Source organism: Methylolobus aquaticus (assembly GCF_054172105.1).
In genome coordinates, this window is sequence record NZ_JBSYXP010000030.1 from 1 (window position 1) to 15,012 (window position 15,012).

A 15,012-nucleotide genomic window follows, 5' to 3' on the forward strand; every position below is an offset into this window, starting at 1 on the left:
CACCGGCGCGAAGCGGGCTACGGCGAAGTCCACCCCACTCGCATCGGGAGCAAGGTTGGTCAGCGTGACCGGACGCGGCCCCGCAACCTGCGCTACGCCCACACCGAGCGTAGCGAGGCGTCCGACCGGCTCCACGTCAACCTGGAGCGGCGTAAAGAATGGACAACCGTCGATGGTGTAGGCGACGAAGCTCACACCCTCGCGTGCAGAAGCCGTATCGTCCACTTTTCCGAATTTCACCGGGATCAGCCGGTCCCACGCGAAGCCGCCGGGCGGCGGTGCTTGCCGCTCGATGCGGCTCGCGGTGATCTTGAACTGCAGGGCGAGATCCGCAGGCGACAGCCGCGACACATCGAGGATGTCGACCGGTACGGCGATGACGCCTTCAATCCGGGCCGCCACCTTTCGCACCTTTGCCACCACCTGGTAGCCGAAGCGATGGATCAGTGTTTTCTCGCCGAGGATCACCGCGCCAACGCTGAGCAGAAGCTCGCCTGTCCCCGGCTCGACCTTGAGCACCGCGGTGTTGAGCGAGAAGGTGAAGTTAGTCTCGTCGTTGCTGATGCCGCAAAGTCCGACATGAACGGTGGGATCGTCGAGTGAGGCTACATACACGCCGAGGCGCACAATGATCTCATCAGCCCGCGGCTCCTCGTCATGGTTGGTCCAGAATTCGGGGATCGCGATCCCCGACATTACCAACAACCGTTCGGCGGGTTCGCCGACCAGCGCCTCGAAGCTGGTGGCCGAGGCCACCTGATTGGGATCAGACGCTGACAGAATGATGGCCATGCTGAGTGTAAGAAACTCAATGAGCTGTGCTGCCCGATATTGGGCGAGAGCATGTGCCCACACTGCGTTCTTGTCAACGCGCAATAACGATCAGGTAAGAAGCAAAAGCAAGCGTTGGAAGAGGGGGGTAAGTCCCTGGAAAGCTCATCGCGTGATCGTGTGGTTCAGACATCGGTTCGAATCCAGCGTTCGACTGCAAGGATCAACTGCCCGCCACTCTGAATCTGAAACGAGCTACCAACGATGAGGCGAAGATCCCAGGAGTCGGGGCGAGGAGAAACATTGGTGACATTGCAGGGGTATGGCTTGAAGCCGGCCCGACCCAATCGAAAAGTGTCACAAGTTGTGACACTTTTCCGGTCGGCAGCGACCCCGAGGTGGGCATCATGACCCCTCGCGATTGAACCGCTGCTCCAGCTCACTGACCCTGCGCGCGCGTTTCGAGGGTCAAGCCTGCCGCCTCCGGCCTGGTCCGGGCCGGGCACCGGAGCTTCCCGCTCCACAGCCTGTGGCATCGGCCTGGCGATGTCGCCATTTGGCCAGATCCGGACGTTTGGACGTGGATGAGAGGGGTCATTCGAACGACAGCAGCACTCCGTCAGCGGTCAGATGCGCTCATGTGATGGATGAGTACTTCTCGGCCTCAGCGGAAAATCCTTACTTGGCGAAGTCCAGATATCTGCCCGCGACAGCTTTCACGCCATTGCTGCAGCAGATTACCCCCGCGGTGCGTGCGCTCGGTCTCGCACCCTACTCGCAGCAGTTGCTCGACACCGGCAAGGCCTGATCGCTACGAGAGATCGCTTCGGCCGAGGGTGTGGATCCCGCGCAGGTCAGTCGAATTGCGCGGTTGGCGTGGGGTGGGATCGGGGTTGGTGGAAACGGATCTGCGGGGGCAGCACGCTGCACCAACCCTTAAGAAATGCCATCGGCAGTGTGCCGAGGCGGAGTGATCTTGATCAGAATCTGAACAGAGGATCAGAACACGAGACACGCAAGCGCTGGCCAACTGACAGGCGTTCAGCATGCCCCCGTTGGCCAGCCTAATCCGCCATAGATCCTCACGGCTCATTTAGTGGACACGAGGTCGTTGCAGCTCCACACATTGGTCAGCGGTTGCTTTCCATACATGCAAACAAAGACGCCTCATTTCTATCTGGCGCAATGTACCGCTGCGCCATTGTGTTATAGACTTGAGCTATATGATGCTGCATTTTGAAAACCCGGTAACAGCACGATGTGCTATCGCATACGATTCACGCAGCGTGTCAGCCCGCTCCATTCTTTACCCCACTTCAGGAATTGGGAAGATTATCAGAATTTCCCGCTTTAACGAGAGGCATCAAAAAGCCACTGGCCTTAAAATATGCAATAATTTGCATTAGAAATCGAAGATAACCCACGCGGACCCTCGGCTTATTCGCTTTTTTAGAAAATACCATACATGAAATCAAAGCGACACCCTATATTTGAAAGAGGGAATTGTCTATGTATATTACTGTGCCTTTTAATACCTTACGGCTGCACGACAAAATTGAAAGATCCGACACAGGAATTAACTGTACGCCAAAACGATATTAGCGTCTACGTGTATCAATGGGATGGAAAGCTATTGGCAGAGGCGCTCAACAACAATACGAAGCCAGTTATTGTTCCTAGAGCCAAAAAAGGCATGTCGTATTTAGTTATCCTAAAGGACCGTGAGAACTGCGCCCAATATTTTTCGACCACTGGAAAATTAAACCCAGTAGCCTTTGCTGCTTTGGGAAACATGGCGCTGTTTCAGTCCCAGATTGCTTCAGGGGCTACAATTGATATCGAACCGACAGAGTTTCAGTTTTCGAGAGCTTTATCTTCATGCAATTACTAAGCAGAGCACTGTCGCTGTTCGCGATATTACTAGGAGGGTGCAGCTATCCACCCACAAAGGTAACTCTCGAAACCAATCAATCCGTTCAATCAACCGCAACCGTAAGCCGCATTTTACCTAACACCGGGGCTCGCGCGTCCGGCGATTCGTCGTGCAATCTGCCATGCACCATAAATATTATAGAAAATGAAAAATACAGAGTCAGAATAGATGCAAAAGGCTATCTTCCCGCAGTAGTGGAGTTTAACCATGAAATGGCCTTGCAGACAGCAACAGCGCTCGGAGATTCGGAGCAGACGAAACTTGTAATTCCGCTGTTTAAGAGAACTAGTCGCTCGAATAAATAGTAGGGTTTATTTTTAGCACTCCAACAGGAGCGGCTCAACATAAAACACCTTAATCATCCTATTATTTCTCATTCCTCGATCACACAATTATTATCGGCCCGCCTCAGCGAAATGAAGTGGAAACAAGGCGATCTAATAATGTGGTCGCCGATATCTAACGCTTGATCGCTTAGTTTCAGCACCACATCCACACGGCCACGCTAATTCCTGCAGCTACAGGTGGGCGCATCGACTTTGGCCGGATTGCGCGCTTGGCGTGACTGCAGCCGAAGCGTGTAGATGCGATGCTGGCTGGCGAACGGCGACAATCCCGCGTCTGAACCAGAGTAGGGCAGCCAGACCGACGATTGCCTATGTTTGAGACGTGTGCTGGGGAGCGCTCGGGGGTCGCCTCAGCGGCGGCGGTCGATTCCCCCCAATCAATCGCCACTGTCCGGCACACGCTAACGCAGTATGCGCTGATCATTAGCGATCACTTACCGTCCTGGTTAAAGGCGACCTGATGCCGCTCGGCCAATTCGGCGATCGCCGTCAATAACTGATCGCTCCTGCGGAGTTGTGCGGCGTCATCCGGCACGCTGACAGCAAAATCCACGAGTAATTCGAAGCCGTTGCGGCCGATTTGGGTCAGCACCACGCGAAGCGTGTCGTGTTTGACATCGTCCTGATTGTGGAGGGTTAGCTCGACCTCCGCGCGGAACTCGCGGAGACGCGACACCGGTGTGTTGACGCTGAGGTATAGCGTGCGTTTGACGCGCCATAGCTTCCGTGCGGTGAGATTTTCGATGTTCTGCCGGATCAGGTCGCTGCTTGGCACGATCATGAGCGTGTTCTCCGACGTACGTAGTCGCGTACTGCGGAAGCCGATGTCCTCGACCCGGCCCTCGATGCCGCCGGTACGGATCGAGTGACCGATGCGGAAGGGCTTTTCGAACATGATGATCAAAGACCCGAACAGATTGGCCAGGGCCTGCTGACCCGCCAGGGCCATCGCCAGACCACCGATCCCGAGTCCCGCGAGCACCGAGTACGAGGGCAGTCCCACTCGATTGGCGCCCTCGATCACAATGCCGACGGCTACGACCAAGGCAATGAGGCGCACGCCGAGCCGGATCAACTGGGCGTCCATACTGCCGTTCCGGACATGGTCGAAGTTGATGATCCCCTCGCCGATCAGGCGCCCGAGGACCCACGCCAACCAGGTCAGCGCGAGATAGAACAGTACCCACAGGCCAATCGTCATGCCGCCATAGAGCCTGGGGGAAACAAACAACACCTCGCCCAAGACGTAGTCTGTGGCGGGCGACAGCAAGAGGATACTGAGCGCGGGCAGCAGACTCCAGGCATTGGCCGCTGCGCCCGATTTGGCCCGTGCGCGCCGGGTCAGCCGCAAACTAAGCCAGAAAGTCCCGCTGAAAGCACTGAACACCACCACGATGCACACCCAGCGCCAAAGCGGTTGGTCGAGAAACTGGGTCGTCGTCCAGTTCGGAAGTGAGAGTAACCAGCGCAGGGGAATCGTCCGGTGCAGGGCCATCGCCAGACCGCTCGGTCGACCGAAGACGAAGTCATACATCCCCGGGGAATGGCCCCCACGGTACGGTTGATCCCGGATCCTGTCGAAGAACATCGGAATCTGTCGGACAGTTTCCTGGGTGAAGAGGTACTCACCCGCCCTGGGTCCACTGTCGACGAGTCCGATGCGAATCTCGGACCCTGGTACGGTCCACCGTTTGAACGGAACAGACTGCATCATCGCCGCATCGGGAACGTCGACGCTGGGCGGCAAGTCGATGCGGTCGAGTATTTCCTTGAGTTGGATGGTGAGCCGCCATGACGCCTGCTCCACCGTGACCGGAGGCAAAGCGCTCAAGTCCAGATATTTGGCGGTGATGGCACGCCCGTGCCGAATCAGGCCCGTGACCTGCTGGAACGGCCCTTCGGCCGGAAATAGGCGGGTTGATTGCAGGTATTCGGCAATAAACCCAGTATCTCCCAGTAGCCCGCCATACCGCTCATCCATGACGCGGAGAAATCCGAAAAAGGTGCTCCGGGGGCTCGACGTGTCAGCCGGCTCCAGCACATTGACTAAAGCAGACGGCTCGGCGCGGAGCTCACAGCCCAGCACCATCAACCAAACTATCAGCAGGGAACGCCCCAGCAGCACGCCGCCCCAACTGTCTATCGCTGTTGGCGACCCAAACCAAGGCCTGCGGCGCCGGGTGTTGCGGACGCTGGACCGGCGCGTCGGGCACGCTGTGTTGCGCTGGGGGCAATCCATCCGTCGCGGAATTCTGCGCATCTCGGGGTCATTCCTCTTGTGTTGAGCTTGATGCGCTGGGGTACCTGTGATGCGCCGGCTTCAAGCCATGGATTCCTGTTAATTGGGCCTAAATTGAGCGTGCAGGCCAAACCACACTGGTCGCACCTTCGAACCGCAGCCCCACCGCGGCTCTGCCGCAGCGATCACCGAACGGGAAGCGTCAGGGTCGGCCCTATCGACTTCGCGGCACCAGCCTGGAGGCGAAACAGTTGCGTCAGCAACAGAAACGTCGATTTGGATTCCAGGTCGTTCCTAGCGATGTAATACCAGTGATCCTGATAAGGCGTGGCCACGAATGCGTGGTCCGGGCGGTCTGTGGTTTGGCGGATATGGAACAGCCGCCCCGCTGGCGTGTCGCCCCAGTTGAACTCGGAACCGTCGCGATTCCGCGTCACAGTCACCAGTCCATCCCGACGGTGCTGCTCCGGCGCGTCCACCCGGTGGGATAGATAGAACAGCGTGCTCATCAAGGGGCGGGCGACGATATAAATCGTGTCCGGCTTACGCTCGATGGCATCCCCTTCGACGTTGAACACGTGACGGCTGGGGTCGAGTTTCAGCATCGCTTTGATGGCGCTAATGGTTTCCGCATGCTCCGGCGTGCTGCGAATGTCGATCTTGAGTGTTTTCGTGTCCGGATCCTGCCGGCCCTGAATCAGATTATCGTCCGCCACTTTCTCAAACAGTTCCACGAGACGATTCCACTCTTCGTAGTGCCTCGGTGCCCTCAACGGCGTCGGCCCCGATGCCGAGGGAGCGTTGGTAATGCCACTTACGCTCTCCACGCAGATGCCAAAGACGCGCCGAACCGACCAGCCCGACCCTGTCAGGGCCAATATGGCATCGATCGAGATCGGCGAGAGCAGGCTCTTGACGAAATCTTCCCCTTGCAGCGGTGCGTAACTGATGGTGGGAAAGGTTTCCCACGTTGCGCCGAGGCCCACGCTGCCGGAGTCCGTGGAGTCGAATTGGGCTCCCGCGTCGCCATTGACCGTGAGCTTCATGGATGCGGCGACGCTGGCGACGTCAAGGAAGAAGGTCGGATCCCGATAGTGCAGTCGCACCAGGTTGTTCAGGAACTGCTCGTTGGTGGTATCGACAATCGCCGAATTGTAAAGCGAGTGGGTGCCGCGAATCTGATCCGGACCGAACGCATGGCACCCCGTTAATAACCCGGCTAGAAGGATTGCGGCGCCTCGCGTCTCAGGCACCGTAGCAAAACACTTCATTAAGGAAAGTATCCTCTAAAACTGGCGAAGATCGATCGCGGTCGGCGGGTGCGGGAGAGTCTGCCCGTCGCGCGTAATTTTATGCAAATTCGGGGTAGGCTGACGCTATCCCGTCCTAGTGGAATCCCCTACCACCCACCCTGGCCCGCGCTACCATAAGCCGCGGGCCATCTATCCTTTACCTGAGAGTCACCTAAGGATTTTATCGAAAGCCGGGTCGGCAGTCGCAATCCACGCGAACCATTTGCAGGTCGGGTTTTGGAGGTGGAGTTGGGGCCTGGGCTCGAACTTGTTTTCTCAACAGATGAGTAGTGGTGAGGGTGTCTGGGTAAGGATGCGGGAATCTGGGAGGCCATTATGAATGGCTGAGTCAGTCTGGCTTCAGAGTCCTGCACTTGGAGCCTCTTCACCTGCCCGAAATTGATAGATGTCGTGTTTCAGCAGAGGCGCGCAAGGGTCGGATTCGGGTCATGGGGATTCCCCACAAAGGCGCGTACCATCGCACCTTCCTCGACGAGCCTGCTAAACAGCATTTTGTGCGTGCGAATCCAGGAGATGGGTGGCCTGAAGGCCATCTCTGGTCGGCGCGCCGGGCAACGTTTGCCGCGCCGTAAGCACTTCGGTAATTGCTGGCAGCGTCACCAGTGCGTCAAAGCGAAAAACGGCTGCCCGAAGACAGCCGTTCTGTATCGGTGGCTTTAAGCCTTGTTGCCGATAGTCCCCACCATCGGAATACCTAATACGGCTATCATGTTAGTTGAATGCCAGTAGGAGAATCAAGCATGAAATATCGGCTCGCCCTGGATGTGGGCACCTCATCGATTGGACTCGTTGCCTATCAGTTGGACGAAAACGGCGAGCCCGCCGGTGTCTGTTATCACGCCGCCCGCATCTTCTCGGAGCCCCTGCTGCCGGCGAAGACCGAAGTCGTCGGCCAGTCCAAGAAAGCCGCGCGGGGGGAGGCCCTCCAGCAGCGGCGGCAAGTGGAGCGGAAAGCCCGGCGCCTGCGGCGGATCGCCCATTGTTTGTCCCTTCTGGGCCTAGATGCCAGCAGTGTTCCGCCGGACCCCGGTGGACAAATCCACGCGCTTCGTGCCCGTGCGGTGTCTGAGCGTGTCGAACTGCCCGACTTGGCCCGTGTGTTGCTGAAGCTTGCCAAGCGACGGGGCTACGCCGGAGGGTTCAAGCTGGCGGCTTTACCCGCACCTGAAGGCAAAGGTGCGGGTAAAGCCAGACCAAAGGCCGATGAGGAGGATACGGGGGTGGTGAAGGCCGGCATCGAGAAGCTGAAAGCGGAGATGGCGGCCTGCGGTGCCGAAACCGTTGGTCAGTATCTCGCATGGCGCATGGGGTCCAAGGGGCCGGGCGACGTCAAGCTCAAGGAGGCCGGCCTCTATGCCCATCGAGACATGCTGATTGATGAATTCGAGCGCATCTGGCGAACCCAGGCGCACCACCACCCGGTGCTTGATGATCCAGCCGTGGAACACGCGTTTCGCGATGCCATCTTCTTTCAGCGGCCGCTGAAATCACCGGCAGCGATGGTCGGCCACTGCCAGTTGGAGCCGGATCTCCCCCGGGCGCCGATGGCACAGCCGGCGGCACAGGCCTTTCGCATCGAAAAGCAACTGGCTGACCTGCGCTGGGGCATGGGGCGGGTCCAGGAGCCTCTCACCCGTCAGCAGCGCGAAGTCATCCGCGAACTGCTCCGCGACAAGGCCAAAACGAGCTTCGAAGCGATCTACAAAGCCCTTGAGAAAGCGGGCTACCCGAAGCCCCTCGGCAAGGGGCTGAATATGGACAGGGCCAGCCGCGAGGAACTGCGCGGCGACAGGACTCGTGCGGCGTTCCGCAAGATGGGGCTGCTGGAGGACTGGGAGCGACTGGACGGCCTGACGCAGCGGCAAATCGTCAATTTCGTCGCTGACCTGGGTTCTCCGGAGCAATTGGCAGACCGCGATTGGCCTAAACGCTTCCTCGGTGCCAAACGCACGCCGCGCACGTTCTCGCAGCCGTTCATTGGCTTCGTCAATGCCTGGATCGCAAGCGGAAAGTTTGCCCGACTCGGCGCCATGGACCTGGATTCCGGCCGTTCCAGCTACTCCGTGAAGGCCCTGGAAAAACTGACGGAAATCATCCGGGAACAGGGGTTGAACGAGCGTGATGCCATCAAGGAGGCGTACCCGGAACACTTTGCGGACAAGACCCTGCAGGCCGAGTTGCCGCCGCCACCCGAGACCGGCAACGTGGTCGTGGATGTCGCGCTCCGCCAGCTCAATCGGGAGATCGGCCGCTGCCTGCGAACACTGGGCCCCCCCCCCGACCGAAGTCATCGTGGAATTGGCAAGGGAAATGGCTCTCGGCCTCGCGAGGCGCAATGAAATCGAAACGGAAAATGCCAGCAACCGCCGCGCCCGCGAAAAGGCCATGGCGGAACTGCGGGACCACGGTCTCGAAACCAACCGCACCAACATCACCAAATTCCTTTTGTGGAAGGAACAGGAGGGCCGCTGCCCCTACTGTGACCAATTGCTGGGCTTGACCGATATCGCGGACGGGCATGCCAGCCACATTGAGCACATTCTACCCCGCTCTCTCACCCGGGTAGGGCAGAAGCGGGACCAGATCGTGGTGGCGCACGCCCGATGCAACGACGTGAAAGGCGACCGAACGCCCTGGCAAGCCTTCGGTGGCGCGCCTTCCGCCGACCCGGAACGTTGGCTGGCGGTCCTGGCCATGGCGGAGCGGTTCCGCAAAAGGAAATATCTGTCCGGAAAGGCCCGCTTGCTACTGCTCGACGATTGGGAAGGCGTGTCCGGCGAGGCGGCCATCCGTGACTTTTCCGATCGCCAGTTTCACGAAACCTCCTGGATCGCCAAGCTCACCGCGCAATGGTTGCGATCCGTCTGTCCGAGGGTCCAGGTCTCACGGGGCGAGATGACTGCTTACCTACGCCGCATCTGGCACCTGGAAACGGTGATCCCCGAGGTCCGCTACCAATCCGGCCTACCAGTCTACGACACGGAAGGAAAGCCCATTTCGAAAGCAGAGTTCGAGCGCCACAAGGCCTTTTGGGAGGGAAAACCCGACCAAAGCCCGGAGGACAGAACGGATCGTCGTATCGACAAACGGAAGGATCACCGCCATCACCTGATCGACGCCCTGGTCATCGGCCTTTCGACGCCGAAGCTGTACCAACGGATGGCACGGGATTACCAGCGCCGGGCCGAGCAACCAGAGCCGGGCCGCAAGACTCGCTACAGTCTGGCGATCGAGCCGCCCCTGAAAGACCTCCGCGCCATTGCGGTGGATCTGGTTGCGCTGTGCCAGCTGAGTCATAAACCGGACCGCTGGCCGGGCGGACCGCTGTTCAAGGAGACCGCCTACGGGGTGGCCGAAATCGGGGCGGACGGGGCCGTGCGGATGCGGCTTGCACCCGCGGAAATCCGGGCCGAACCCCGGGAAGGCGCACAGCACGTGCTGATCGCCCGGAAGCGCCTGGCCGCCCTGGCAGACGCCCGGACCAGCGTGGAGCAGGCGCGCAAAAAGTTGGCGGACATCGCGAGCCCCGGAGTGCGGGCCATCGTTCTGACTGAGTTCGAGCGGCGGGTTGCCGCAGGTGAGACCGCGCGGGCAGCCCTGGCCCGTCCGATCTTCAACCCCGAATACCGAACGGAGATCAAGGCGGTTAAGCTGCGGCACGGGGATGCCGACGATGCCTTCCCGGTGATCCATAAGAGCCGGTCCGGCGAGCACTACAAGTTGCTGCAGCACGAGGGATACGCCTGTCTCGAGGTTCGTCCAGCTGGCAAGGGCGTCGCGACGAATCTGGTCCGCCGCGCCCATGACCTCGATCGTTCGATCCGCGAACCGGCGCCGGAAGGCCGGCGCTTCTTCAAGGGCGACAGCGTCCGCGACGCTAAGGACCAGCGGGTGTTCCTGATCAAGCAAATCTGGGGGCAGGGCGGGGGCATGCTGGTCATGGTGCCGCTAACCGAGGCTGTGGAAGTTGACGAAATCACAGCAGCAGAAGGCCTCCGCAAGACGAGTGGGCGGCGACTGCTGGACTTGGAGGTGTTGGGGCAACCGTGTCCGAGCACCGCGTCCTGCTGATCGAAAACCCGGCGTACCTGTCCGTCGATCTGGGGCGGCTGCGCATCCGGCGGCCGGACCACGAGGACGTGTTCGTGCTGCCGCGGGACATCGCCGTGCTCTGTCTGCATCACCACACGGTGACGCTCACGGTCCATGTGCTGCGGTGTCTGGCCGAGGCCGGTTGCGTGGTGCTGGTCACGGATGCGCTGCACTTCCCATGCGGGCTGCAATGGCCTTACCAGGGTGCAGCGGGCACGGCCTTGCGGCTGCGCCGTCAGATTGCGCTCGACTCGGGACAACGGGTGGCCCTTTGGCAAGCCTTGGTCGCCGCGAAAATCCGCATGCAGGCGGCCGCGCTTCGCGGTCTCGGACAGAAGGGCGCGTTGTATCTGGAGCGCATGGCGAAACGGGTCCAGCCGGGTGATGCCGGCAAGCTCGAAGGCCGCGCCGCCCGCCATTATTGGAAACACTTGATGGGGCAAGACTTCACACGTCAGAAGCGCGGGGCCAGTGACAAGGTCAACGGCATGCTGAATTTCGGCTACGCAGTGCTTCGCTCATCCATCGCCCGCGAACTGGCGATGGCCGCACTGACGCCCGCCCTGGGGCTGGGCCACGACAGCTCGGAGAATCCCTTCAACCTCGCCGACGACTTCATCGAGCCTTACCGGCCCTTGGTGGATCGGCGGGTCAGGGCCATTGCCGATACACACCAGGAGTTCGACGGAGCCTGCCGTCTCGACGTGCTGGCATTCATGAAGGACGAAGTCCGCATCGGCGGCCAGGCCTACCGACTCCCGGCCGCGATCGCCGAAACGGTGGCCAGTTATTGCCGGGTGCTGGATGGGAAGGCAGTCCGGCTATCGCTCCCCTGCGACTAGGCATGGCCGGGAACGGATGGCGCATCATGTGGCTGCTGGCGATTTACGACTGTCCGATGCAGACGCCGCAGCAGCGCCACGACTACATGGTTTTCCACAAGGTGTTGTTGCGCGAGGGGTTCACCCGGCATCAACTGTCGGTGTACCTACGGCACTGCCCGACCCTGGCCAACGCGGAGGCGCTGGTGAAACGTTTGCGGGATGACGTGCCGGACGCTGCGCACCTCTCGTTCTTTTTTCTGACCGACAAGCAATACGGCATGACCCGCGAATTCATCGGCGTCGATGCGGGAAAATGCCGGCCGGATGCGCCGGAACAATTTGAACTCTTCTGAGAAAATGCCGCAAGTGCAGCGACTTGCGGCAGTTCAGAGGATATCAGGCATTCCGGCGGTGGGGTACCGGAACGCTTCGAGGTATCTGACGGTTGCGGCTGCTGAGGATATCAGGCATTCCGGCGGTGGGGTACCGGAACCAGTTTCCCGAACTGGTCGCGACCGACATAGAGGATATCAGGCATTCCGGCGGTGGGGTACCGGAACCAATGCCGATGCCGTTCGCTCCGACGATGTGAGGATATCAGGCGTTCCGGCGATGGGGTACCGGAACTATAGCGCTACGCTACCGAACTCGATTCCCTCTGACTATGGTCAGATGGCCGGTCTCACGACTTTTGCTGATGCTCCATATAACTTTTTGGAAGGAATAGACACCTTTTCGGCTGCTGTCATCCTGCCAATCCAGAACAACACTGACCTGTAACACCAGAAATAGGTACTGACAGCCTAAAATTGCCCGGCTCCGTAATCACACGAGGATTAAGTCCTATACTTCTTCCAGATAATCTCAGTCGCACGCTGGCGTGCCAACACCGTGGACGAGCATGAAACGGCCGATTACCGCATTCCTCCTACAGTTTTCGTTGGAGATCTAACATGAACCGCTACCTAAACTGCGTCCTTTTCGTGGGGGCGTTGTTCGTCGCAAGCACCCAATCGCACGCGGCGCCAATTCGCGATTATGCGGAATTTATCAGACTCGATGGCTCCGGATTGCTTGTCCGAGCGGGAGAGGCCCCGGGTGAATTCATCGTCAACACGCCGGATTTCAGACAGTTAAGTTTCTGTGAGTTTCCACATGGGGAGACCTGTGGCGTTGGCCAAATGACCCGTGTCGATAAGGATCTTCAACAGTTACGTGTGCTAAGCGCTCATTGGAATGTGATTTTCCATCGCGCACCGGCGAAGGGCGCCTTGCGCATCGCAACCTCTGATCCGGGTGGAAAAGATGTCATCGTGCCCTTATCCATCACTGAGTTCGATTGGAAGCCCGTCCGCAGCGTGTTAGAGCTGCACGTAAAATTAGCATCGACCTTGTCCGCTCAACTCGCCGTATGGCGGCCCCAATGGGCCGCAAATGCCGTCAAGATCATGCCTAAGGGGTATTTCACCGGCGCGTTTAGCCTCGTGGTTGACAACGATCGACACATCCCCCACGACTTGACGTCCACCGCCCTGAAGTACCGACTCTATCGCAAGGCGCCCTTAGTTAAGTGCGAGGATGTGAACGGCGGAATCTGGTTCGGGCCTGACTGCGGTCTCACCCGGCCTGACGTCTTCATGTGCGAAGATCGCAATGGGAACCGGTCGTACGGTCACGACTGTGTCAGGCTGACCAGGGAGTCGCTACAACGCCGTTTGTCCCCGGTTGCATCCCTCGCGGCAGCAACGCCCGAAACCCAACCTAACAACCCACTTGCCACCGCGCCGGCGTGCGATTCCGCACAGACCGCCCAGAACCTCGTGACCTACACCAAGTCACGATCCGATCTCGTAGGTCTCACTGATCCAGGCGGACAATCGTTAGATCTCGAGTCTGGGCTAGCCACCAAAATTGCCAAAGCGTCCACGCTGAACTGCGACTGGAAGGTTGACACAAGTATTGTGAACGACGCAGGAAATCCTGCCAATGTCAGAACTATCATGGGCATAATGGATATTTATAAATGGAACGACTTGACCAGCCAGATGGTCAAGGGTGAGCCCGCCGATAGTGTGGATGCAGCCAGTTTCAGTTATGAAAGCTTCCTAAAGGCAGCCGGTCGCTTTCCTTTCTTTTGTGGTGAGAAAGGCATATATGCGAGTGAAAGGGAGGCGTGCATTCGGGAGCTATCGGCCTTTTTTGCCCATTCAAACCAAGAAACTGGAGCGAATGACCCGAATCTGACGGATGCAGGCGGCAAGCCCTTGCCGACATGGAAACAGGCTTTCGCGAGAACGCGCGAGGGTTCATGCTATCTCGCCGATATTTCGGTACCGGGCAATCCAAATGCCCCCACGAAATGCACGAACTATGATGCGCCATTCCCGAACATACCTGACCTCAAGCAAGACACGAACGTGCATTACTATGGAAGAGGGTTTTTTCAAATCAGTTATCCATACAACTACGCTGGGTTCAGCGCCCAATTCCTGGGTGATGAGGAGGCGCTGCTAAAAGATCCCGATTATGTGGGACGAAACGGTTATGCTGCCTTTGCGTCAGCACTCTGGTTTTACATGACTCCGCAACCTCCAAAGCCTTCCATGCATGATATTATCGTGGGCGGAAGTCTGGATACTGGCTATAACCCACAGGCCAGCGCTCTTGGTATCGAAGTGGAGCCGGTTACGCTTGACGGGAAAAGCGGGAACGTCATAAAGAACCGATTCATGGCCTCGATTGCAGCCATCAACGGCTCTGTCGAATGCAGCCCGGCAGATGGACTTAACCCACAAGGATGTTATTTGTATAATGATGAAACACAGTTCGTTCCCTGTGATATCAACAACACTAAAGTATTGAGCTCGCACGACCAAGCCATCTACACAACAACGCGTGCGACATTAATCCAGAATGACACAGTGCAGGCGGCTAACCGCATCGCAAATTATGCGCAGCTTCTCACTTACTTTGGCGCGGTCAAGGACTCAATTGAAGCGTCTTATCCTCTTGTCGTAGATAAGGTGAACCCGCAGGGTTGCGACATCGCCAACTCCAATCCTCGCCCTCCCGGAGGGTCCGTGTTTACGAACTCCGATCTGATCTTCAATCCTCCTTGGTATATTGGGAAAGATCCACAAGCCAATTGCCAGGCCTTTCCCTGGTTCGTAGATCCACCATACATGATTAACAGTGAAAAGAGTGTCACTCTGGGCTGTAAATAGAGCCTAAGGTATAGACCGACCGCCACGCGACTGGGTACGGGACGCATAGAACACTTTCAGTACCCACGCACGGCGGGTGAATGGAGCGTGCCAAGCGCGGGGCTTTAGCATAGTCCCATGGCCGAACGGCGGTCACCTTTATCGGCTCATCGATTTAGCAGACCGTTAAGACGGTGTTTTAAAGTCCTCAGTGAGCTATTGTCAAAAGTGGTGTTTAGGGCCGTGCTCGTTGGCTGAGTCAGGCGGCCAACACCTGCTGTCCCGGTGGG

At 58.5% G+C, this 15,012-nt stretch carries 10 protein-coding genes; 7 read left to right on the forward strand and 3 right to left on the reverse strand.

Annotation, left to right across the window (positions count from 1 at the left end; all coding sequences use genetic code 11):
* A partial coding sequence (locus ACW73L_RS21780) for a hypothetical protein (protein ID WP_498924645.1) occupies positions 1-792 on the reverse strand: 792 nt, incomplete at its 3' end.
* A 661-nt stretch (positions 793-1,453) separates the two neighbouring features.
* Between ACW73L_RS21780 and ACW73L_RS21785 the strand changes: the two genes are divergently transcribed.
* Together ACW73L_RS21785 and ACW73L_RS21790 are read left to right on the forward strand one after the other, a co-directional pair.
* Complete coding sequence (locus ACW73L_RS21785) at positions 1,454-1,579, forward strand: hypothetical protein (RefSeq protein WP_498924646.1); 126 nt, start codon at positions 1,454-1,456, stop codon at positions 1,577-1,579.
* 747 nt (positions 1,580-2,326) lie between these two features.
* Positions 2,327-2,662, forward strand: coding sequence for a hypothetical protein (locus ACW73L_RS21790; RefSeq protein ID WP_498924647.1), 336 nt, complete (start codon positions 2,327-2,329; stop codon positions 2,660-2,662).
* Between the two features lie 819 nt (positions 2,663-3,481).
* Here ACW73L_RS21790 and ACW73L_RS21795 read toward each other — a convergent pair.
* Together ACW73L_RS21795 and ACW73L_RS21800 are read right to left on the reverse strand one after the other, a co-directional pair.
* Entirely contained in the window at positions 3,482-5,032 is a 1,551-nt protein-coding gene (locus ACW73L_RS21795; protein ID WP_498924648.1) for a mechanosensitive ion channel family protein, read from the reverse strand.
* A gap of 443 nt (positions 5,033-5,475) precedes the next feature.
* Positions 5,476-6,561 carry a hypothetical protein gene (locus ACW73L_RS21800; RefSeq protein WP_498924649.1) on the reverse strand — a complete coding sequence of 362 codons (1,086 nt, stop codon included), beginning with the start codon at positions 6,559-6,561 and terminating at the stop codon, positions 5,476-5,478.
* A 782-nt stretch (positions 6,562-7,343) separates the two neighbouring features.
* On the opposite strand from ACW73L_RS21800, the gene cas9 (ACW73L_RS21805) reads away from it, so the two are divergent.
* The 5 genes from cas9 (ACW73L_RS21805) to ACW73L_RS21825 all read left to right on the forward strand — a co-directional run bounded on the left by cas9 (ACW73L_RS21805) (position 7,344) and on the right by ACW73L_RS21825 (position 14,743).
* Complete coding sequence (gene cas9, locus ACW73L_RS21805) at positions 7,344-8,942, forward strand: type II CRISPR RNA-guided endonuclease Cas9 (protein ID WP_498924650.1); 1,599 nt, start codon at positions 7,344-7,346, stop codon at positions 8,940-8,942.
* Positions 8,914-10,674, forward strand: coding sequence for a type II CRISPR RNA-guided endonuclease Cas9 (gene cas9 / locus ACW73L_RS21810; RefSeq protein ID WP_498924651.1), 1,761 nt, complete (start codon positions 8,914-8,916; stop codon positions 10,672-10,674). The genes cas9 (ACW73L_RS21805) and cas9 (ACW73L_RS21810) overlap by 29 nt, the downstream gene beginning before the upstream one ends.
* On the forward strand, positions 10,650-11,537 hold the full coding sequence (cas1, locus tag ACW73L_RS21815) for a type II CRISPR-associated endonuclease Cas1 (RefSeq protein WP_498924652.1): 888 nt from the start codon (positions 10,650-10,652) through the stop codon (positions 11,535-11,537). Before cas9 (ACW73L_RS21810) ends, cas1 begins: the two co-directional genes overlap by 25 nt.
* Positions 11,538-11,539: 2 nt before the next feature.
* Positions 11,540-11,872 carry a CRISPR-associated endonuclease Cas2 gene (gene cas2 / locus ACW73L_RS21820; protein ID WP_498924653.1) on the forward strand — a complete coding sequence of 111 codons (333 nt, stop codon included), beginning with the start codon at positions 11,540-11,542 and terminating at the stop codon, positions 11,870-11,872.
* Positions 11,873-12,472: 600 nt separating this feature from the next.
* Positions 12,473-14,743, forward strand: a complete 2,271-nt coding sequence (locus ACW73L_RS21825) for a chitinase (protein WP_498924654.1) — start codon at positions 12,473-12,475, stop codon at positions 14,741-14,743.
* The last annotated feature ends 269 nt before the right edge of the window (positions 14,744-15,012 follow it).